This is a genomic window from Enterobacter cloacae complex sp. 370H10, assembly GCF_050031535.1.
In the GTDB taxonomy this organism is placed as follows: Bacteria; Pseudomonadota; Gammaproteobacteria; order Enterobacterales; family Enterobacteriaceae; genus Enterobacter; species Enterobacter intestinihominis.
The window spans coordinates 2620798-2639785 of the sequence record NZ_JBLGWG010000001.1 but is presented as its reverse complement, the minus strand read 5'-3'; the positions used below and the strand labels follow the sequence as shown (position 1 = coordinate 2639785).

Here is an 18988-nt window from a genome sequence, read left to right as displayed (position 1 = left end):
ACAGTGTGCGCTTTCGTCATTCTGGCAACAGAATTGCTTGACATTCGACCGGGAATTCGTCACGAATGAACTTTGATGTGAGAAAAATACCCGAAAACTCAATGACCTGGATGTCGCCATACTGACGTTCGGTAAGACAAAGGGGTTGATATCCCCTGACGACGTCGCAATATCAATGGCTCGTCGTCAGCGGAAGGGAAATCAACGTGCGGCGTATTCCTGGAAGAATTAAATTAGGTAAAGGTGAATATGGGTAAAGCTCTCGTCATCGTTGAGTCCCCGGCAAAAGCCAAAACGATCAATAAATATCTGGGCAATGACTACGTGGTTAAGTCCAGCGTTGGTCACATTCGCGATTTGCCGACAAGTGGCTCAGCCAGCAAAAAGAGCGCAGACTCTACCTCCACCAAAGGGGCTAAAAAGCCTAAAAAGGATGAACGTAGCGCGCTTGTCAACCGCATGGGTGTTAACCCATGGCACAACTGGGATGCACAATACGAAGTGCTGCCAGGCAAAGAAAAAGTCGTTAACGAGCTGAAACAGCTTGCTGAAAAAGCAGACCACATTTATCTCGCAACCGACCTTGACCGCGAAGGGGAGGCCATCGCATGGCACCTGCGGGAAGTGATTGGGGGTGATGACAAACGCTACAGCCGTGTAGTGTTTAACGAAATTACAAAGAATGCGATTCGTCAGGCGTTTGAAAAGCCGGGTGAACTGAATATCGACCGTGTTAACGCTCAGCAGGCGCGTCGCTTTATGGACCGCGTTGTAGGCTACATGGTTTCGCCGTTGCTGTGGAAAAAGGTCGCTCGCGGCCTGTCTGCGGGGCGTGTGCAGTCTGTGGCTGTTCGTCTTGTTGTCGAACGTGAACGCGAGATCAAAGCGTTTGTTCCGGAAGAGTTCTGGGAAGTGGATGCGAATGTCACCACGCCGGGCGGCGATGCGCTGCCGTTGCAGGTGAGCCACCACAACGATAAACCGTTCCGTCCTGAAAATCGCGATCAGACCATGGCCGCCGTAGCGCTGCTGGAAAAAGCGCGTTATCAGGTGCTGGATCGTGAAGACAAACCGACCAGCAGCAAGCCTGGCGCACCGTTTATCACGTCAACGCTTCAGCAGGCGGCAAGTACGCGTCTGGGTTACGGCGTGAAGAAAACCATGATGATGGCCCAGCGTTTGTATGAAGCGGGTTACATCACCTACATGCGTACTGACTCCACCAACCTGAGCCAGGACGCTGTCAGCATGGTGCGTGGCTATATCGAGGACAACTTCGGTAAGAAATACCTGCCGGACAGTCCTAATCAGTACGCCAGCAAAGAGAATTCTCAGGAAGCGCACGAAGCGATCCGTCCTTCTGACGTTTCCGTTCTGGCGGAATCTCTTAAAGATATGGAAGCGGACGCCCAGAAACTGTATCAGCTGATCTGGCGCCAGTTCGTGGCCTGCCAAATGACGCCAGCGAAATACGACTCCACTACCCTGACCGTTGGCGCGGGTGATTTCCGCCTGAAAGCGCGCGGCCGCATTCTGCGTTTCGACGGCTGGACAAAAGTGATGCCTGCGCTGCGTAAAGGTGATGAAGACAGAACGCTGCCTTCCGTCAACAAAGGCGACGAGCTGTCGCTGGTTGATCTGGTACCGGCCCAGCACTTCACCAAGCCGCCTGCGCGTTTCAGCGAAGCGTCGCTGGTAAAAGAGCTGGAAAAACGCGGCATCGGTCGCCCGTCTACCTATGCGTCAATCATTTCGACCATTCAGGATCGTGGATACGTTCGCGTTGAGAACCGTCGTTTCTATGCTGAAAAAATGGGTGAGATTGTTACCGACCGTCTGGAAGCTAACTTCCGTGAGTTGATGAACTATGACTTCACCGCGCAGATGGAGGACAGTCTCGATGAGGTTGCCAGCCATAAGGCCGAGTGGAAGAAAGTTCTCGACAGCTTCTTCAGCGATTTTACCAACCAGCTTGAGAAAGCTGAGAAAGATCCTGAAGAAGGCGGCATGCTGCCTAACCAGATGGTACTGACCAGCATCGACTGCCCAACCTGTGGCCGTAAAATGGGGATCCGTACCGCAACCACGGGCGTGTTCCTCGGCTGTTCTGGTTATGCGCTTTCGCCGAAAGAGCGTTGCAAAACCACTATCAACCTCGTGCCGGAGAACGAAGTTCTCAACGTGCTGGAAGGTGACGATGCGGAGACCAACGCACTGCGCGCCAAGCGCCGCTGTAAGAAATGCGGCACGGCGATGGACAGCTACCTGATCGATCCAAAACGTAAACTGCACGTTTGCGGTAATAACCCAACCTGCGACGGTTATGAGATCGAAGAAGGTGAGTTCCGCATTAAAGGCTATGACGGTCCGATCGTTGAGTGTGAGAAATGTGGTTCCGAAATGCACCTGAAAATGGGACGCTTCGGTAAGTACATGGCATGTACCAACGACGACTGTAAAAACACGCGTAAGATCCTGCGTAACGGTGAAGTTGCGCCGCCGAAGGAAGATCCGGTTCCGCTTCCTGAGCTGCCGTGCGAGAAGTCAGATGCGTATTTCGTGCTGCGTGACGGCGCTGCCGGGGTATTCCTGGCGGCCAACACCTTCCCGAAATCGCGCGAAACCCGTGCGCCGCTGGTAGAAGAGCTGTACCGCTTCCGCGACCGTCTGCCGGAGAAACTGCGTTACCTGGCCGATGCGCCACAGCAGGATCCGGAAGGCAACAAAACCGTGGTGCGCTTTAGCCGTAAAACGAAGCAGCAGTACGTGGCGGCAGAGAAAGAGGGTAAAGCGACCGGTTGGTCAGCCTTCTTTGTCGACGGGAAATGGGTTGAAGGTAAAAAATAATCTTCCCTTACCGTAACTTACCTGTGAAAGGGCCGGACTTCCGGCCCTTTTTTATTACGTTGTTATTATTTTTTGTTCCGTACTATACAGCCTGGCTATAAATGATATAGTGGTTATAGTTAACCCGTTTCTTATTATCAAATCGTATTAAGCGATTGACGCATGCGCTAAATCGGATGGTCTGGCATGAAATTACAGCAGCTTCGCTATATCGTTGAGGTCGTCAATCATAACCTCAATGTCTCTTCCACCGCAGAAGGTCTTTATACCTCGCAGCCTGGCATCAGTAAGCAGGTGCGTATGCTGGAGGATGAATTAGGTATTCAGATATTTGCCCGCAGCGGTAAGCACCTGACTCAGGTCACGCCGGCAGGGCAGGAAATCATTCGCATCGCACGAGAAGTGCTTTCCAAAGTCGATGCCATTAAATCCGTCGCCGGGGAACATACCTGGCCGGATAAAGGCTCCCTTTATATTGCCACCACGCACACGCAGGCGCGTTATGCGCTTCCCGGGGTGATCAAAGGTTTCATCGAACGCTATCCCCGCGTTTCCCTGCATATGCATCAGGGCTCACCGACCCAAATCGCAGAGGCCGTGTCTAAAGGCAATGCTGATTTTGCCATCGCGACGGAAGCTCTTCATCTGTACGATGATCTGGTCATGCTCCCGTGCTACCACTGGAACCGCTCTATTGTCGTGACCCCCGATCATCCGCTGGCGGGGAAGGGCGAAGTGACAATCGAAGAGCTGGCGCAATACCCGCTGGTTACCTATACGTTCGGATTTACGGGCCGTTCTGAGCTAGACACCGCATTTAACCGCGCCGGATTAACGCCACGGATCGTCTTCACTGCAACGGATGCGGACGTCATTAAAACGTACGTGCGTCTGGGTCTGGGCGTAGGCGTTATTGCCAGCATGGCGGTGGATCCTGTATCAGACCCGGATCTGGTGCGTCTGGACGCGCATGATATCTTCAGCCACAGCACCACCAAGATAGGTTTTCGTCGCAGCACGTTCCTTCGCAGCTATATGTATGATTTTATTCAGCGCTTCGCACCGCATTTAACACGTGACGTGGTCGACACGGCCGTGGCGTTACGCTCCAATGAAGACATCGAAGAGATGTTTAAAGACATCAAACTTCCTGCCAAATAATTACACCCGGTATCTTTCTCTTCTGGAAAGATACCGGTTTCCCCCTTTAAATCTAAATTAGAATTAACCTCATCTGCGCCTACTGTCATATATCGTCATAACCCATTTGATGAATAGGGTTTTACTGTCGCAAATTTGCGACAAAAGTAGAAACTAATTTACAGGTGTGCAAATTATTCTTTTCAATTATTTATTTCTGGTCAAAAGATTGAATTTTCCCAGGCTCAGATTCGTAAATTCACTGGCTTTTCGGCTAAAGTTTCTTTAGGATTTATCTCATCAGATGATTACTTGTGCCAATTGTTTGGTCTCTAAATGATAAGCGATATCGATTGTATGAGGTTAGCAATGCCGTCAGGAAGTGAAGAACCGCAAAGGGATCCCGCGCTTAAGCGTAAAGCCTGGCTGGCGGTCTTTCTCGGCTCTGCCCTGTTCTGGGTGGTTGTTGCTCTTCTCGTCTGGAAATATTGGGGTTGAATATGGTCATGACGGTGCGTACTGACGCGAGAAAAGAGATGTGTCAGCTTCGTGACAATGCTCACAAAGCGCGTAAGGCGCCAGGAACCAGCGTGCCAGCCTCCTGGCAACTGACGCCACAGCAGCAGGCCTTTATTGATGTGTTCGCAGAAGACGAACCCAAAAAACAATAATTTTGATTTTTGCGTAATGATGCAAATAGTCTGAATAAAGACTGTGCACTTTTGTACTCCTTAATAAATACACATCAGCAATATAGAACGAGGGCAGACCTCGCATCCTTAAATAATTAAAGTCTGGTGTCCCTATGATGAATAACATGACAACCGTAAAATACTGGTCATGGCTCGGCGTATTCTCAGCGTCGATCCTCTTCTGGTGTCAGCTCCTCTGGCTGGCCTTACACTAAATCGTAAAACCTCGCCACGGCGGGGTTTTTTGTTTAATCCCTCGCGTTGGACCATTCCTAAATTTATCAATTTGGGTTGTTATCAAAACGTTACGACATCTTTGTGTTATCTTTAATTACAGCCCTGATGATTGTCAGGACATCCCTGTTTTTAAGGAGGAGCTTATGTCGTTAACCCTACGCGAAGCCAGTAAGGACACATTACAGGCGGAAAATAAAACCTGGCGCTACTACAGCTTACCGCTGGCTGCCAGGACGCTTGGGGACATTTCGCGGTTACCCAAGTCGTTGAAAGTACTACTGGAAAACCTCTTGCGCTGGCAAGATGGCGACTCGGTTACCGAGGAGGATATCCAGGCTCTGGCAGGGTGGCTGAAAAATGCTCATGCAGACAAAGAAATTGCCTACCGCCCGGCCAGGGTATTGATGCAGGATTTCACCGGCGTGCCGGCGGTTGTGGACTTGGCCGCCATGCGTGAAGCTGTTAAGCGTCTCGGGGGCGATACGGCTAAGGTGAACCCGCTCTCACAGGTAGACCTCGTCATCGACCACTCCGTCACCGTCGACCACTTCGGCGACGACGATGCTTTCGGTGAAAACGTCCGTCTGGAGATGGAACGTAACCATGAACGCTATGTCTTCCTCAAATGGGGTCAGCAGGCGTTCAGCCGCTTCAGCGTTGTTCCACCAGGCACCGGCATTTGTCACCAGGTCAACCTGGAATATCTCGGCAAAGCCGTCTGGAGTGAATTGCAGGATAAAGAGTGGGTGGCTTACCCGGATACGCTGGTGGGCACCGATTCACACACGACCATGATTAACGGCCTTGGCGTTCTGGGCTGGGGCGTCGGTGGTATTGAAGCGGAAGCGGCCATGCTCGGCCAGCCGGTATCAATGCTCATTCCCGATGTGGTGGGCTTTAAGCTGACCGGTAAGTTGTCCGAAGGCATTACCGCCACGGATCTGGTTCTGACGGTCACCCAGATGCTGCGTAAGCATGGCGTGGTGGGTAAATTCGTTGAATTTTATGGTGATGGTCTGGATTCACTGCCGCTGGCGGACCGGGCCACCATCGCCAACATGGCGCCGGAATATGGTGCGACCTGCGGCTTTTTCCCGATTGATAGCGTTACGCTTGAGTATATGCGCCTCAGTGGTCGCAGCGAGGAGCAGGTGGCGCTCGTAGAGGCCTACACCAAAGCGCAGGGCATGTGGCGTAACCCGGGTGACGAGCCGGTATTTACCAGCACGCTGGAACTGGATATGGGCACCGTTGAGGCAAGCCTCGCAGGGCCGAAACGACCGCAGGACCGCGTCGCCCTGAGCAACGTTCCGAAAGCCTTTGCCGCCAGCAATGAGCTGGAGGTTAACGCCGCGCAAAAAGATCACCGTCCTGTGGACTATGTTCTGAACGGGCATCAGTATCAGCTCCCTGACGGCGCCGTGGTGATCGCCGCTATCACTTCCTGTACCAACACGTCCAACCCGAGTGTATTAATGGCTGCCGGGCTGCTGGCAAAAAAAGCGGTAGAACTGGGACTCAAGCCACAGCCGTGGGTTAAGGCGTCCCTGGCGCCTGGTTCGAAAGTGGTTTCCGATTACCTGGCGCAGGCCAGACTCACGCCGTACCTCGACGAGTTGGGCTTTAACCTGGTGGGCTACGGCTGTACGACCTGCATCGGTAACTCTGGTCCACTGCCTGAGCCTATTGAAGTGGCGATCAAGCAGGGTGATTTGACCGTTGGCGCGGTACTTTCCGGTAACCGAAACTTTGAGGGGCGTATTCATCCGCTGGTGAAAACCAACTGGCTGGCCTCGCCGCCGCTGGTTGTAGCCTATGCTCTGGCCGGAAACATGAACATTAACCTGGCGACCGATCCGATTGGTCACGATCGCAAAAATGAACCTGTCTATCTGAAAGACATCTGGCCATCATCGCGTGAAATTGCGCGCGCGGTAGAGAAAGTTTCCACCGAGATGTTCCGCAAAGAGTATGCGGAAGTGTTCGAAGGTACAGCGGAATGGAAAGCGATCGACGTGGTGGGTTCCGATACCTATGACTGGCAGGATGATTCCACCTATATTCGTCTGTCGCCCTTCTTCGATGAGATGCTGGCGGAGCCTGCACCGCTGAAAGACATTCACGGCGCGCGCATTCTGGCGATGCTGGGCGATTCCGTCACCACTGACCATATCTCACCAGCGGGGAGCATCAAAGCGGACAGTCCGGCAGGTCGGTATCTGCAAAGCCGTGGCGTGGAACGTCGCGATTTTAACTCCTACGGTTCGCGCCGCGGTAACCACGAAGTGATGATGCGCGGGACATTTGCCAACATCCGCATTCGTAATGAAATGGTCCCGGGCGTGGAAGGGGGCATGACGCGCCACCTGCCGGATACAGAGGTCATTTCAATTTATGACGCAGCCATGAAGTATCAGCAGGAGGGTACGCCGCTGGCCGTTATTGCCGGTAAAGAGTACGGCTCTGGTTCCAGTCGCGACTGGGCGGCTAAAGGTCCACGTCTGCTCGGGGTTCGCGTGGTGATTGCCGAATCCTTTGAACGTATCCACCGCTCAAACCTGATCGGGATGGGGATCCTGCCGCTGGAGTTCCCGCAGGGCATAACGCGTAAAACGCTGGGTCTGACCGGGGAAGAGCAGATTGATATCAGCGGTCTGCAAAATCTGCAACCGGGTAAAACCGTTCCGGTGAAGTTAACGCGGGCAGATGGTACAACAGAAGTGCTGGATTGTCGGTGTCGAATTGATACGGCAACAGAGCTAACCTATTACCAGAACGACGGCATTTTACATTATGTGATTCGAAAGATGCTGGACTGATAAAACTCGCCCGGCAGAAGTGCCGGGCGTTTTGCGTTTACTCGCTCAGCAGGTGCCCCATCTTTGCAGCTTTGGTATCGAGGTAGTGCGCGTTTTTCGGATTGCGGCCAACAATCAGCGGCACGCGTTCAACGATATTGATGCCCGCTTCAGTGAGGATCTCCACTTTTTTCGGGTTATTGGTCAACAGACGCACTTCGTCCACGCCCAGCAGCTTGAACATATCCGCGCAGAGGGTGAAATCGCGCTCGTCAGCAGCAAAGCCGAGCTGATGGTTTGCTTCGACGGTATCATAGCCCTGATCCTGCAACGCGTAGGCGCGGATTTTATTCAGCAGACCGATATTGCGTCCTTCCTGGCGGTGATACAGCAGCACGCCACGTCCTTCCTCTGCGATATGAGAAAGAGCGGCTTCGAGCTGGAAACCGCAGTCACAGCGCAGGCTGAAGAGCGCGTCACCGGTCAGACACTCAGAATGAACGCGGGACAGTACCGGCGTCTGCCCCGAAATGTCACCGTATACCAGGGCGACGTGATCTTGTCCGGTTGCCAGTTCTTCAAAACCCACCATCAGGAAATCGCCCCATGGGGTTGGCAGTTTGGCTTCTGCCACACGTTTAAGCTGCATGTGATTCTCCATACCAGGCTGACACGTTTCGTGCCTTTGCCCCATTTTGCTTTCTGTATTGGACTATTTTGCCACAAGCCCGGCTACTTCACCTAATCACCACCACGCTATACGGACGTTAAACGCACGATCCGACATATCCACCAGAAGGTGGAAATTCAGTTATGATTGTGGTGCTTAGTGAAAAAGGAGAGGACATGCTTTCAATTGCCAGACGCACGGCCGCAGGCGCCGCCGTATTGCTTGTTATACCCCTGATCGTTTGGTTCTCCGGCTGGATGTGGAAGCCCGGACAAAACGAGACGTGGCTGAAAGCCTTATACTGGATAACTGAGACGGTCACCCAGCCCTGGGGGATTATAACGCACGTGCTGCTCTGTGCCTGGTTCCTGTGGTGCCTGCGCTTTCGTCTTCGCGCGGCGCTGGTATTATTTGCCATTCTCGGAGGCGCCATTCTTGTCGGGCAGGGGGTGAAGTCGTGGGTGAAAGATCGCGTGCAGGAACCCCGTCCCTTTGTTATCTGGCTGGAAAAAACGCACCATATTCCGGTAGATGAGTTCTACACTTTAAAGCGTAAGGATCGCGGGGCGTTGGTGAAAGAACAGCTTGCGGAACAGCAGGATATCCCGACATTTTTACGCAAACACTGGCAAAAAGAGACCGGCTTTGCGTTTCCTTCAGGACATACGATGTTTGCTGCCAGCTGGGCGCTACTCGGCGTGGGGCTGCTTTGGCCACGTCGACGTACCCTCACGATTGCGATTTTGCTGGTCTGGGCGACAGGCGTAATGGGCAGCCGGATGCTGCTGGGGATGCACTGGCCGCGTGATTTGGTGGTGGCTACGCTGATTTCGTGGGTACTGGTTACGCTGGCGACCTGGCTTGCACAACGTTTTTGTGGGCCTCTGACGCCACCGCAGGAAGAGAAGGAAGAAATAGCCGAAAGGGAGTCAGGCGGAACCTGAAGCTTGATATTCCGCATTTTGACCATAAATCCATGAAGGGCGCATTACTTTTTCCGTTTCGCGCCCGCCACTAAAATGGTAGCTTATAAGGCTGATTGCCGTGAGTTGAACACGCTTTATACGCTCGAACCACATAACGGGAAGTCATGTGAAATATTTACTCATTTTCTTACTGGTGTTGGCGATTTTTGTCATTTCAGTCACATTGGGCGCGCAAAACGATCAACAGGTAAGTTTCAACTATCTGCTGGCGCAGGGCGAGTACCGGGTGTCGAGCCTGCTGGCTGTGTTATTCGCAGCGGGTTTTGTCATCGGCTGGCTTGTATGTGGCCTGTTCTGGCTTAAGGTTCGTGTTTCCCTTGTTCGCGCTGAACGTAAAATTAAACGACTTGAACATCAACTTACGCCTGCGACTGACATTCCGGCGAGCTCTGGTGTGCCGGTAGTCAAGGAATAATCGAATATGCTGGAGTTGTTGTTTCTGCTTTTGCCTGTCGCCGCAGCCTATGGCTGGTATATGGGCCGCAGAAGCGCGCAACAAACAAAACAGGATGAAGCAAACCGACTCTCCCGTGACTACGTTGCGGGGGTGAACTTCCTGCTGAGCAATCAGCAGGATAAAGCGGTCGATCTGTTCCTCGACATGCTCAAAGAGGATACCGGCACCGTAGAGGCGCATCTCACCCTGGGAAACCTGTTCCGCTCGCGCGGAGAGGTTGACCGTGCCATCCGTATCCACCAGACCCTGATGGAAAGCGCATCGTTGACCTATGAGCAACGGTTGCTGGCCGTGCAGCAGTTGGGCAGAGATTACATGGCGGCGGGCCTATACGATCGCGCAGAAGATATGTTCTCTCAGCTGGTGGATGAGACCGATTTCCGTATCGGTGCGCTTCAGCAACTTCTGCAAATCTACCAGGCAACCAGCGACTGGCAAAAAGCAATTGATACCGCCGAACGGCTGGTCAAACTCGGCAAAGATAAACAGCGCGTCGAAATTGCCCATTTTTACTGCGAGCTGGCCCTTCAGCAAATGGGTAGCGATGACATGGATAAGGCCATGGCATTGCTAAAAAAAGGCGCCGCGGCCGATCGCAACAGCGCCCGCATCTCGATAATGATGGGGCGGGTCTTTATGGCTAATGGTGATTACGCCAAAGCCGTGGAAAGCCTGCTTCGCGTTATCGATCAGGACAAAGAGCTGGTCAGCGAAACACTGGAAATGCTGCAAACCTGCTATCAGCAGTTAGGTAAGCAGGACGAGTGGGTTGCATTCCTGCGCCGCTGTGTTGAAGAAAACACCGGTGCCACAGCCGAGCTGATGCTGTCGGATGTCGTCGAAGAGCACGAAGGGAGTGATACCGCCCAGGTATACATTACCCGTCAGTTGCAGCGCCATCCGACGATGCGCGTCTTCCACAAGCTGATGGATTATCATCTTAACGATGCAGAAGAAGGGCGCGCTAAAGAGAGCCTGATGGTGCTGCGAGACATGGTCGGTGAACAGGTGCGGAGCAAGCCGCGCTATCGCTGCCAGAAATGCGGCTTCACCGCCTATTCGCTCTACTGGCATTGCCCTTCCTGCCGGGCCTGGTCCACCATCAAGCCAATTCGTGGTCTGGACGGGCAGTGATTTTTTAAAACACTCCATTTTAGTTACAACATACTAAAGAGTGCATTATTTCTTTCAGCACCGTGCGGTCTGTGGTTCAACAGGAAAAGCATTCGATTCTGTTCATTTACCCCGAGGGCAGGTAGAATGCACGCCGTTTATCTGTTCCGCGCCGCTGCGCGCCCATAGACGAAAAGGGCTGGTCATGACGTCTGTTACTTCCTCCACTTCCCGCGTAGTTACCGATTCTCCTGTAGTTGTTGCTCTGGATTACAATAACCGTGACGCCGCACTGGCCTTTGTTGATGGTATTGATCCCCGGGATTGCCGTCTTAAAGTAGGCAAAGAGATGTTTACGCTGTTCGGTCCGCAAATCGTCCGCGATCTGCACCAGCGTGGTTTCGACGTTTTCCTCGACCTGAAATTCCACGATATTCCGAATACCACTGCCCACGCCGTTGCTGCGGCGGCTGAACTGGGTGTGTGGATGGTTAACGTTCATGCCTCCGGTGGGGCACGTATGATGACGGCTGCGCGCGAAGCGCTGGTGCCGTTTGGCAATGACGCTCCGCTTCTTATCGCCGTCACCGTGCTGACCAGTATGGATGAATCTGACCTTCGTGACCTGGGTGTGACGTTGTCACCTGCCGAACATGCGGAGCGTCTGGCGCGCCTCACGCAACAGTGTGGGCTTGATGGCGTGGTCTGTTCAGCTCAGGAGGCGGTTCGCTTCAAATCTGAGTTAGGCCGCGAATTTAAACTGGTGACGCCAGGTATCCGTCCGGCAGGCAGCGAGTCAGGGGATCAGCGACGCATCATGACGCCAGAGCAGGCGCTGAGCGCGGGGGTAGACTATATGGTAATTGGTCGCCCGGTGACGCAATCCGCTTATCCGGCAGAGACTCTGAAAGCGATTAATGCATCACTGAAAAAGGGGGCATAATGCGTGATGCCAACACTCGTCTGGTCTATTCAACAGATACCGGGCGTATTGAAGAGCCAAAAGAGAAAGTTGAACGTCCGAAAGGCGATGGAATCGTGCGTATTCAGCGCCAGACCAGTGGCAGAAAAGGGAAAGGCGTTTGCCTTGTCACCGGCATTGATCTGGATGATGCAGAGCTGGTAAAGCTCGCCGCTGAGCTTAAAAAGAAGTGCGGATGCGGTGGGGCACTAAAAGACGGCATAATTGAGATTCAGGGCGATAAGCGGGATTTAATTAAAACGCTCCTGGAAGCCAAAGGTATGAAAGTCAAACTGGCGGGCGGTTAAAATAAATGAGCCACGGACATTGCCGTGGCTCTTTTTTTTACGTGCGTAAGTCAGACCTGAAAATACAAAATATATTATTATACCGGTGAGAACCGTTATGGTGATTATTTGCCCACCTGGTGACCGATAATACCACCTACGGCAGCACCACCTAATGTACCCAGCGTACTACCATCCGTTAATACTGCACCACCAAGCGCACCAGCACCGGCACCAATCGCGGTGTTACGGTCACGTTTAGACCAGTTAGAGCAAGCGCTCAGAGACATTGCTACAGTGATTGCCAGAACAGCGGCGGCTAATTTTTTGCTGGTAAAGGTCATAATACTTTCTCCTGAATTATCGATTCACGGAAAGGAATGCACTTTAAGTATAGACAATATCCATACTTAAATTCTGTTCCCGTGAAAGCTGGTCGCGCAGGCGTTACATCATCACGCAGGTGATAGTCACTTCCTGTTATATCGCTAATATTAATTTTACGTGTTTAGAACAGTTTCAACAGGTAAAAACTCTTAAAGGAAGGGTCGGAATACTCTCAGAGAAAGGTTTAAGTGCGCCCATTATTCGGGCGCAGCAGGATAATCAGGCCGTTTTTTTCACAATATCGACAGTCAGGCCGTCTTGTTCTAATTGCTGGCGATATTCATCGCGTAAACGCTCATCCGTGATCACACGGCTGAAGCGCGAAGCCGGACCCATCGTATAAGGGTGTACGGCGCCAAACTTAGAGCTATCGGTCAGCACAATCGCTTCACACTCTTTGGCGAGTACGGCGTTCACCACGTCTGAACGCATCATGTCGCGACCGGTAAAGCCGGTATCGGGCTGCCAGCCGTCAATGCCAATGAATGCCTTACTGAAGTGAACCTGCTGAACATACTGACGCGTTAATGGCCCCACCATGCTTTCGCTTTTCTTCTGGTAAATGCCGCCCAGCAGAATGACCTCGCAGCGAGTTTCCTTCAACAGATGGGCGATATAGCTGCTTACGGTAATGATGGTAACGTCTTTTTGATCGGCAAGCGTGCGCGCCAGAAGGGCGTTACTGCTGCCATTTTCAATAAAGACGGTCTCACCGTTATTCACTAAGGATGCAGCAAACTCCGCCAGTTCCCGCTTGAGCGCAAAATTGTTCATCATGCGGGTTTCAACGTCGTCGCTGTCCAGTGGAACGGCATATCCGTGCGCACGCCGCAGGTAGCTCTGTTTTTCCAGAAGATTCAGATCCTGACGAATGGTGACTTCAGAAACGCCGGTAGCTTTAGCGAGATCGACTACGCTTACGCGTCCCTGATCGATCACCATCTGCAAAATGATTTGTTGTCGGGAATTCATAGCATCCATTTAAAAGGCAAGGGCGAAAACGACGTGGTTACACTTCCCACGGGGCTTTTGGTTGAGTGGATTCTGATGCGTTATCAGTGCCGTTCTCAGCCAGCAGTTCAGACTTGAGGATCTCAAGATTACGGATAGCAGAGTGATAATCGCCCGCGACAAGAATATCCAGCACAGTATCAATACGCTGTGCCACGGCTGTTGCATCAATGTTAGACATAAGCTCACCCTGAAGCGAAAAGTTAATATTATCAATGATGCAGAAAATTGATTCAAAAGAGAAGGTAAAAAATGCAATAACCAAAGTTCATAATTGAAAGTGACAAATTTTACCCCCGTATGCTGCGGGTTGTAGGGGTGGATTAGTCTAAAACTGCGCGCAACGCGCTTTTTTATAAGAGGAATTCGACTATGACAGTTATCAACCAGACAACCTGCACATTGTTTACTGATGCTGAACGATTCACTCAACTGGCGGCTTATTATGAGGCCGAACGGCGCACGGTGTGGATGATGTTACGTGCCACGCCACGGCCTTGCTTCAATCATGCGCTGATCGAGGAGATCATGAATCTCTCCTGGCTGGTTCGCCAGTCCGGATATGTCGTTGATTTTTGGGTCACCGGATCGCTGGTCCCTGACATCTACAATACCGGCGGTGATTTACAATTCTTTGTTGAGTGCATCAAAAACAACCGACGCGAAGCGTTACGCGCCTATGCCCGGGCCTGTGTGGACTGCGTTCATGCCGCCTCACGAGGGTTCGATACGGGTGCTGTCACGCTGGCGATGGTGGAAGGAAGCGCGTTAGGGGGCGGGTTTGAAGCCGCGCTCGCGCACCATTTCATTCTGGCCCAGCGCGATGCCCGATTAGGCTTTCCGGAAATCGCGTTCAATCTGTTCCCGGGCATGGGCGGTTATTCACTGGTGGCGCGTCGTGCCGGCATGAAAATGGCAGAGGCGCTGATCTATAAAGGTGAGTCGCATACGGCGGAATGGTATGAACAGCACGGTCTTGTGGATCTCTTATTCGAGCCGTTACAGAGCTATGTTTCGGTACGGACGTTTATCGACACGCTACAGCCGAAGCTGAACGGCGTAAGGGCCATGCTGCGCGCGCGTACGCGTGTTCTGCCACTTCCGCGAAGCGAGTTGATGGACATTACAGAGGATTGGGTGGATGCCGCCTTCTGCCTTGAACCGAAGGATATCGCCTACATGGAGCGGCTGGTTATGCTGCAAAATCGCCATCAGGCGACGGGCTTACGCAAAGCCAGCTAACGGACATTCCTGGCCTGATAGCGCTTTAGCCATCGCTCGAATGCGGCTGCGGGCATGGGCTTAGCAAAAAGAAAACCCTGCCGTTCGTTGACGCCATTCTTCGTCAGAAAGGCGTCTTCTTTTGCACTCTCCACCCCTTCAGCAATGACCTGCAGATTCAACGCCTGTGCCACGGCGACTATCGCGCGCACGAGCGACTGTGAAATGGACTGCTTATGGATATCCCGGACGAAGGACTGGTCAAGCTTGATGGCGTCGATAGGGAAGCGCGCCAGCTGCGACAGGGAAGAGTACCCCGTACCAAAGTCATCAAGGTGAATTTGCGCCCCCAGGCGGCTAAATTGCTGGATCACTGACAGGGCCAGCTCTTCATTTTCGATGAGACAGCTTTCGGTCAATTCCACGTCAATCGGGCAGTATTCAAAATTCAGGTCTTTCAGCGCCTGCTTCAGGTCACTGAAGATGGTCTGATCCGCCAGCTGACGGGCGGAAACGTTGACCGCGACGCGCAGGTTGATCCCTTTGTCGCGCCATTTTGCCACCTGGCGCACCACATCGAGCATAACCCAGCGGCCAAGGGGCACTATCAGCCCTGACTCTTCCGCATAGGAGATAAATTCCATCGGCGGGATCAGGCCACGCTCTGGTGACTGCCAGCGCACCAGCGCCTCCAGACTTCTGACTTCGCCGCGCCAGGTCATTTTTGGCTGGTAGTGAATTAACAGCTGATCGTTATCCAGCGCTTTACGCAGGTTGGTATCCAGCCATAGATATTCAAATACGCGCTGGTTCATCTCTGGCGAGAAGACGCAGAATTTACCCCGGCCATTTTCCTTGGCGGTGTACATGGCGGTGTCGGCATTGCGAATGACGCTTTCCCGATCGTTACCGTGCTGGGGCGCAAGCGCGATACCAAGCGAGCAGCCAGTGTAAACCTCTATCAGCCCGATGCGGAAAGGCTGCCGCAGTCGGGTCAGAATGCGCGACGCCATAGCTTCCAGTGCGCCCTGCGAGGTATCGGTGGCCATCACGATAAACTCATCCCCACCCAGGCGCGCCAGGGTTTGTCCGTCGTCCAGGCAACTCAGGATCGCCAGCGCAACGGCCTGTAGCAGCTGGTCGCCAAACATATGCCCATAGGCATCGTTCACTTTTTTAAAGTTATCCAGATCGAGATAAACCACGCCCACCTGCGTTTCACCCCGGGAGGTGATGGCGTCGGAGATCAGCTCATGGATGGCATTTCGGTTAGGCAAACCGGTAATCGTATCCGTATTGGCGAGAACGCGCAGGCGCTCCTGGGCCCGACGCTCTTCCGTGATGTCGGTACCCGAACAGATGAGGAAAATTTCATTTTTCCCGCTGCCGCTGTGAACGAATTTATTTCTGAAGAGAAACAGGCGTTGCCCCTTGCGGGTCTTGATCCAGCGTTCGACTTCGTAGGAGCTGCCGTTACGAAAAAAACCGGTGATGTTGCGTTTTGAGGCCGCGGCTTCGCTGCGGCTCATGAACAGTTTAAACACGTTTTGCCCGATGACTTCCTGTTCCTTCAGGCCCGTATATTCTTCACTTAAACGGTTGAAGCGCTGAATATTCCCGTTCTGGTCGAGGATGACAATTACGGAGTTAGCTTCGGACACCACCTGTTCGGCGAAGGAGAGTCCCTGCGCCAGATCGCGCGCCACGGAAGGCGTGTCGTTCCATGCTGATGCCGTTCCCGCCCACTCATTTTTGTTAATTTTACGACCGACAAGATGGACGGGAACGTCCAAACCATACAAGGGAAGGGTCATGGCAATGCTGGACGTGATAACGGTGAGCTGGCGAATCAGAGCGGCCTGCTCATCGTCCAGCGCAACCACCTGAACGATTTCAGCGCTTTCACTGGCAGCAAGATGCAGAGCATTGCTGTCTGCTGTTAGTCGCCACCAGGGGCTATGCGTACCCATGTAACGAAACAGCAAATTCTGCTCCAGATCGTCCATCCCGTTTTCTCCCGCGGCTGCTGAGTAGCGCACAAATTATTCATTTGCAGTCGACTATGACGGCTCTTTTTACTGTAGATAATTCTGGCGAAATATGGCGGTGGGAAACAGAAAAGTGTGAGAAAAAACGATGATTTTGCGAGAGATAATACTGGGGAGAACTCCCGGCCATCCCTGAACGGAACGGCCGGGAGTCTACGCGGTTATCAGGCGACAGGGCGCGCGATAATGCTGCGGGTTTCCATGCGGACTTCAGCGATGTTTACATCAATCACGTCAGTGACTTTGTAAACCGTTTCGCCTTTAATTTGCACGGTCCCGTTTTCCTGGCTACAAACCAGTTCGTCGCGAACGGCATGCAGGAACGGGGCAGGAATAAAGGCAACGGCGCCATTATCCACCAGACGCACGCGCATACCGCCGCGGCTGATGTCAATGATTTCAGCCGGGAAACGGGTGTCAGTCCCTGCCTTATCATTCAGGAAACGCGCGTACAACCAGTCGCCGACATCACGCTCCGCCATACGGTTCAGACGGCGACGCTCTGCCATCTGCAACGTAGTCTCATCCTGTGGGCGGGCAACAGATTCCCCTTTGATGATCGCTTTCAGCAGACGATGGTTAACCATGTCGCCGTACTTACGGATCGGGGAGGTCCAGGTGGCATATGCCTCAAGACCGAGACCGAAGTGCGGGCCTGGCTCGGTGCTGATTTCCGCAAAGGACTGGAAGCGGCGAATGCGGCTGTCAAGGAAACCTGACGGCTGTGCGTCCAGCTCGCGGCGCAGCTTGCAGAAGCCTGGCAGGGTCAGCACCTCTTCCGGATCGACGTGGACGTCATGGGTTTTGAGCAGGGCGGCCAGCGCTTCGGTGTTAGCCGGGTCAAAGCCGGTGTGCACGTTGTAAATGCCAAAGCCTAACTTGTCGCGCAGCACGCGTGCGGCGCAAATGTTGGCGGAGATCATCGCTTCTTCAACGATACGGTTGGCAATACGGCGTGGCTCGGCGACGATGTTGAGCACTTCGCCTTTTTCCCCCAGCACAAAGCGGTAGTCCGGGCGGTCCTTAAATACCAGGGCGTGGGTCTGGCGCCACTCACTGCGGCTCTGGCAGACGCGATGCAGCAGACGAATTTGCGCAGCGATATTATCGGATTCAGGCTTCCAGCTGCCGGTATTTTCCAGCCAGTCGGACACGTTGTCATAAGCCAGTTTAGCTTTGGATTCGATGGTGGCGGCGAAGAATTCGATATCTTCTTCAATGGTACCGTCAGCCGCGATGGTCATGCGGCAGGCCAGTACCGGACGCACTTCATGGGGACGCAGGGAGCAGAGATCGTCGGAAAGCTCGCGCGGCAGCATCGGGATGTTGAAGCCCGGCAGGTAGTTGGTGAACGAACGCACTTTGGCCATTTCGTCCAGCTTGCTGCCTTCGACAATCCATGCGGTAGGGTCGGCGATGGCGACGGTCAGATGCATTTTGCCAACCGCTGCCTCTTCGGCATACAGCGCATCGTCCATATCCTCGGTGCTGGCGCTGTCGATGGTGACAAAGTCCAGCGCTGTCAGATCGCGACGCTCAAGACCTTCGTCCTGCATTTTGGTCGCTACGCCATCCGGCGCTTCTTTTTCGAGGTTGTGGCGCGCCAGCGTCACCCACCATGGGACGAAATGGTCGTCGCCAAAGGTGATGAACTGGGTCAGCTCGGCGTAGAAACCGCGATCGCCTTTTAAAGGATGACGGCGCATTTCGGCAACCGCCCAGTCACCCTCGACAAAGTCATGCTCAACGCCACGCGCGGCGCGGCAAGGGATGGCATCTTTCAGGAGAGGATGATCCGGTACGATAGAAAGACGATCGTCTTTTTTATGCACTTTCCCGACAAAGCGGGTCAGGAAAGGTTCGATCAGTGCTTCCGGCTCGGCAGACTCTCGTTCCTTTTCGGTATGAATAACGGCCGAAATGCGGTCGCCATGCATCACTTTCTTCATCTGAGGAGGCGGAATGAAGTAGCTCTTCTGTCCGTCAACTTCAAGAAAGCCAAAGCCCTTTTCCGTGGCTTTTACGACCCCTTCTGCACGGGGCGTCTGGGAATGTAGTTGCTGTTTAAGCTGCGCTAGCAGCGGGTTGTCCTGAAACATAATGTTCTATTTTCGTAGCCATTGAGCGGCTGAC

At 53.2% G+C, this 18988-nt stretch carries 18 protein-coding genes; 12 read left to right on the top strand and 6 right to left on the bottom strand.

Annotated features, from left to right (window positions below; translation table 11 throughout):
* Positions 1-249 precede the first annotated feature (249 nt).
* The 6 genes from topA to acnA all read left to right on the top strand — a co-directional run bounded on the left by topA (position 250) and on the right by acnA (position 7735).
* Positions 250-2847 (top strand): type I DNA topoisomerase, encoded by a 2598-nt coding sequence (gene topA / locus ACQG2Q_RS13000; protein WP_022648322.1) that lies wholly within the window; start codon positions 250-252, stop codon positions 2845-2847.
* A 186-nt stretch (positions 2848-3033) separates the two neighbouring features.
* Positions 3034-4008: an HTH-type transcriptional regulator CysB gene (gene cysB / locus ACQG2Q_RS12995; RefSeq protein ID WP_006810844.1), complete on the top strand. Its 975-nt coding sequence runs from the start codon at positions 3034-3036 to the stop codon at positions 4006-4008.
* Between the two features lie 336 nt (positions 4009-4344).
* A complete protein-coding gene (locus tag ACQG2Q_RS12990; protein WP_096168876.1) occupies positions 4345-4485 on the top strand; it encodes a YmiA family putative membrane protein in 141 nt (46 codons plus the stop codon).
* 8 nt (positions 4486-4493) lie between these two features.
* Positions 4494-4658, top strand: a complete 165-nt coding sequence (locus tag ACQG2Q_RS12985; RefSeq protein ID WP_162200559.1) for a hypothetical protein — start codon at positions 4494-4496, stop codon at positions 4656-4658.
* 137 nt (positions 4659-4795) lie between these two features.
* Complete coding sequence (gene ymiC / locus ACQG2Q_RS12980) at positions 4796-4894, top strand: small membrane protein YmiC (protein WP_032103392.1); 99 nt, start codon at positions 4796-4798, stop codon at positions 4892-4894.
* Between the two features lie 165 nt (positions 4895-5059).
* Positions 5060-7735, top strand: a complete 2676-nt coding sequence (acnA, locus tag ACQG2Q_RS12975; protein ID WP_063849109.1) for an aconitate hydratase AcnA — start codon at positions 5060-5062, stop codon at positions 7733-7735.
* Between the two features lie 37 nt (positions 7736-7772).
* On the opposite strand, the gene ribA is transcribed toward acnA, so the two are convergent.
* Positions 7773-8363, bottom strand: a complete 591-nt coding sequence (ribA, locus tag ACQG2Q_RS12970; RefSeq protein ID WP_013096372.1) for a GTP cyclohydrolase II — start codon at positions 8361-8363, stop codon at positions 7773-7775.
* A 197-nt stretch (positions 8364-8560) separates the two neighbouring features.
* On the opposite strand from ribA, the gene pgpB reads away from it, so the two are divergent.
* The 5 genes from pgpB (at position 8561) to yciH (ending at position 12209) form a co-directional block, all read left to right on the top strand.
* A complete protein-coding gene (gene pgpB, locus ACQG2Q_RS12965; RefSeq protein ID WP_032622464.1) occupies positions 8561-9328 on the top strand; it encodes a phosphatidylglycerophosphatase B in 768 nt (255 codons plus the stop codon).
* A gap of 148 nt (positions 9329-9476) precedes the next feature.
* The gene (locus ACQG2Q_RS12960) at positions 9477-9785 is read left to right on the top strand and encodes a LapA family protein (RefSeq protein ID WP_006810839.1); all 309 of its coding nucleotides are present in this window, start codon (positions 9477-9479) and stop codon (positions 9783-9785) included.
* 6 nt (positions 9786-9791) lie between these two features.
* Positions 9792-10961, top strand: coding sequence for a lipopolysaccharide assembly protein LapB (gene lapB / locus ACQG2Q_RS12955; RefSeq protein ID WP_003856819.1), 1170 nt, complete (start codon positions 9792-9794; stop codon positions 10959-10961).
* A 184-nt stretch (positions 10962-11145) separates the two neighbouring features.
* Positions 11146-11883: an orotidine-5'-phosphate decarboxylase gene (gene pyrF / locus ACQG2Q_RS12950; RefSeq protein WP_032624129.1), complete on the top strand. Its 738-nt coding sequence runs from the start codon at positions 11146-11148 to the stop codon at positions 11881-11883.
* Positions 11883-12209, top strand: coding sequence for a stress response translation initiation inhibitor YciH (gene yciH / locus ACQG2Q_RS12945; protein ID WP_063150495.1), 327 nt, complete (start codon positions 11883-11885; stop codon positions 12207-12209). The genes pyrF and yciH overlap by 1 nt, the downstream gene beginning before the upstream one ends.
* A 104-nt stretch (positions 12210-12313) precedes the next feature.
* Here yciH and osmB read toward each other — a convergent pair whose 3' ends face one another.
* From osmB to ACQG2Q_RS12930, 3 genes are all read right to left on the bottom strand, one after another.
* Entirely contained in the window at positions 12314-12532 is a 219-nt protein-coding gene (gene osmB, locus ACQG2Q_RS12940) for an osmotically-inducible lipoprotein OsmB (protein WP_003856823.1), read from the bottom strand.
* Positions 12533-12794: 262 nt separating this feature from the next.
* Entirely contained in the window at positions 12795-13547 is a 753-nt protein-coding gene (locus ACQG2Q_RS12935) for a DNA-binding transcriptional regulator YciT (protein ID WP_022648316.1), read from the bottom strand.
* A 37-nt stretch (positions 13548-13584) separates the two neighbouring features.
* Positions 13585-13767 carry a hypothetical protein gene (locus tag ACQG2Q_RS12930; RefSeq protein ID WP_022648315.1) on the bottom strand — a complete coding sequence of 61 codons (183 nt, stop codon included), beginning with the start codon at positions 13765-13767 and terminating at the stop codon, positions 13585-13587.
* Positions 13768-13958: 191 nt separating this feature from the next.
* Here ACQG2Q_RS12930 and ACQG2Q_RS12925 point away from each other — a divergent pair, with 191 nt between their 5' ends.
* Positions 13959-14828 (top strand): crotonase/enoyl-CoA hydratase family protein, encoded by an 870-nt coding sequence (locus ACQG2Q_RS12925; RefSeq protein ID WP_022648314.1) that lies wholly within the window; start codon positions 13959-13961, stop codon positions 14826-14828.
* Here ACQG2Q_RS12925 and pdeR read toward each other — a convergent pair.
* Together pdeR and ACQG2Q_RS12915 are read right to left on the bottom strand one after the other, a co-directional pair.
* A complete protein-coding gene (gene pdeR / locus ACQG2Q_RS12920; RefSeq protein WP_063147225.1) occupies positions 14825-16813 on the bottom strand; it encodes a cyclic di-GMP phosphodiesterase in 1989 nt (662 codons plus the stop codon). The two genes, ACQG2Q_RS12925 and pdeR, sit on opposite strands and share 4 nt — an antisense overlap.
* A gap of 206 nt (positions 16814-17019) precedes the next feature.
* Positions 17020-18954 (bottom strand): exoribonuclease II, encoded by a 1935-nt coding sequence (locus tag ACQG2Q_RS12915; protein WP_063849108.1) that lies wholly within the window; start codon positions 18952-18954, stop codon positions 17020-17022.
* Between the last annotated feature and the right edge of the window lie 34 nt (positions 18955-18988).

Excerpts from the sequence above, each read along its gene's own strand:
- ACQG2Q_RS12925 (WP_022648314.1), top strand. The coding sequence starts at position 13,959 with ATGACAGTTATCAACCAGACAACCTGCACATTGTTTACTGATGCTGAA.
- pyrF (WP_032624129.1), top strand. The coding sequence starts at position 11,146 with ATGACGTCTGTTACTTCCTCCACTTCCCGCGTAGTTACCGATTCTCCT.
- lapB (WP_003856819.1), top strand. The coding sequence starts at position 9,792 with ATGCTGGAGTTGTTGTTTCTGCTTTTGCCTGTCGCCGCAGCCTATGGC.
- ACQG2Q_RS12990 (WP_096168876.1), top strand. The coding sequence starts at position 4,345 with ATGAGGTTAGCAATGCCGTCAGGAAGTGAAGAACCGCAAAGGGATCCC.
- cysB (WP_006810844.1), top strand. The coding sequence starts at position 3,034 with ATGAAATTACAGCAGCTTCGCTATATCGTTGAGGTCGTCAATCATAAC.
- pgpB (WP_032622464.1), top strand. The coding sequence starts at position 8,561 with ATGCTTTCAATTGCCAGACGCACGGCCGCAGGCGCCGCCGTATTGCTT.
- ACQG2Q_RS12935 (WP_022648316.1), bottom strand. The coding sequence starts at position 13,547 with ATGAATTCCCGACAACAAATCATTTTGCAGATGGTGATCGATCAGGGA.
- osmB (WP_003856823.1), bottom strand. The coding sequence starts at position 12,532 with ATGACCTTTACCAGCAAAAAATTAGCCGCCGCTGTTCTGGCAATCACT.
- yciH (WP_063150495.1), top strand. The coding sequence starts at position 11,883 with ATGCGTGATGCCAACACTCGTCTGGTCTATTCAACAGATACCGGGCGT.
- topA (WP_022648322.1), top strand. The coding sequence starts at position 250 with ATGGGTAAAGCTCTCGTCATCGTTGAGTCCCCGGCAAAAGCCAAAACG.
- ACQG2Q_RS12915 (WP_063849108.1), bottom strand. The coding sequence starts at position 18,954 with ATGTTTCAGGACAACCCGCTGCTAGCGCAGCTTAAACAGCAACTACAT.
- pdeR (WP_063147225.1), bottom strand. The coding sequence starts at position 16,813 with ATGGACGATCTGGAGCAGAATTTGCTGTTTCGTTACATGGGTACGCAT.
- ACQG2Q_RS12985 (WP_162200559.1), top strand. The coding sequence starts at position 4,494 with ATGACGGTGCGTACTGACGCGAGAAAAGAGATGTGTCAGCTTCGTGAC.
- acnA (WP_063849109.1), top strand. The coding sequence starts at position 5,060 with ATGTCGTTAACCCTACGCGAAGCCAGTAAGGACACATTACAGGCGGAA.
- ymiC (WP_032103392.1), top strand. The coding sequence starts at position 4,796 with ATGAATAACATGACAACCGTAAAATACTGGTCATGGCTCGGCGTATTC.
- ACQG2Q_RS12930 (WP_022648315.1), bottom strand. The coding sequence starts at position 13,767 with ATGTCTAACATTGATGCAACAGCCGTGGCACAGCGTATTGATACTGTG.
- ribA (WP_013096372.1), bottom strand. The coding sequence starts at position 8,363 with ATGCAGCTTAAACGTGTGGCAGAAGCCAAACTGCCAACCCCATGGGGC.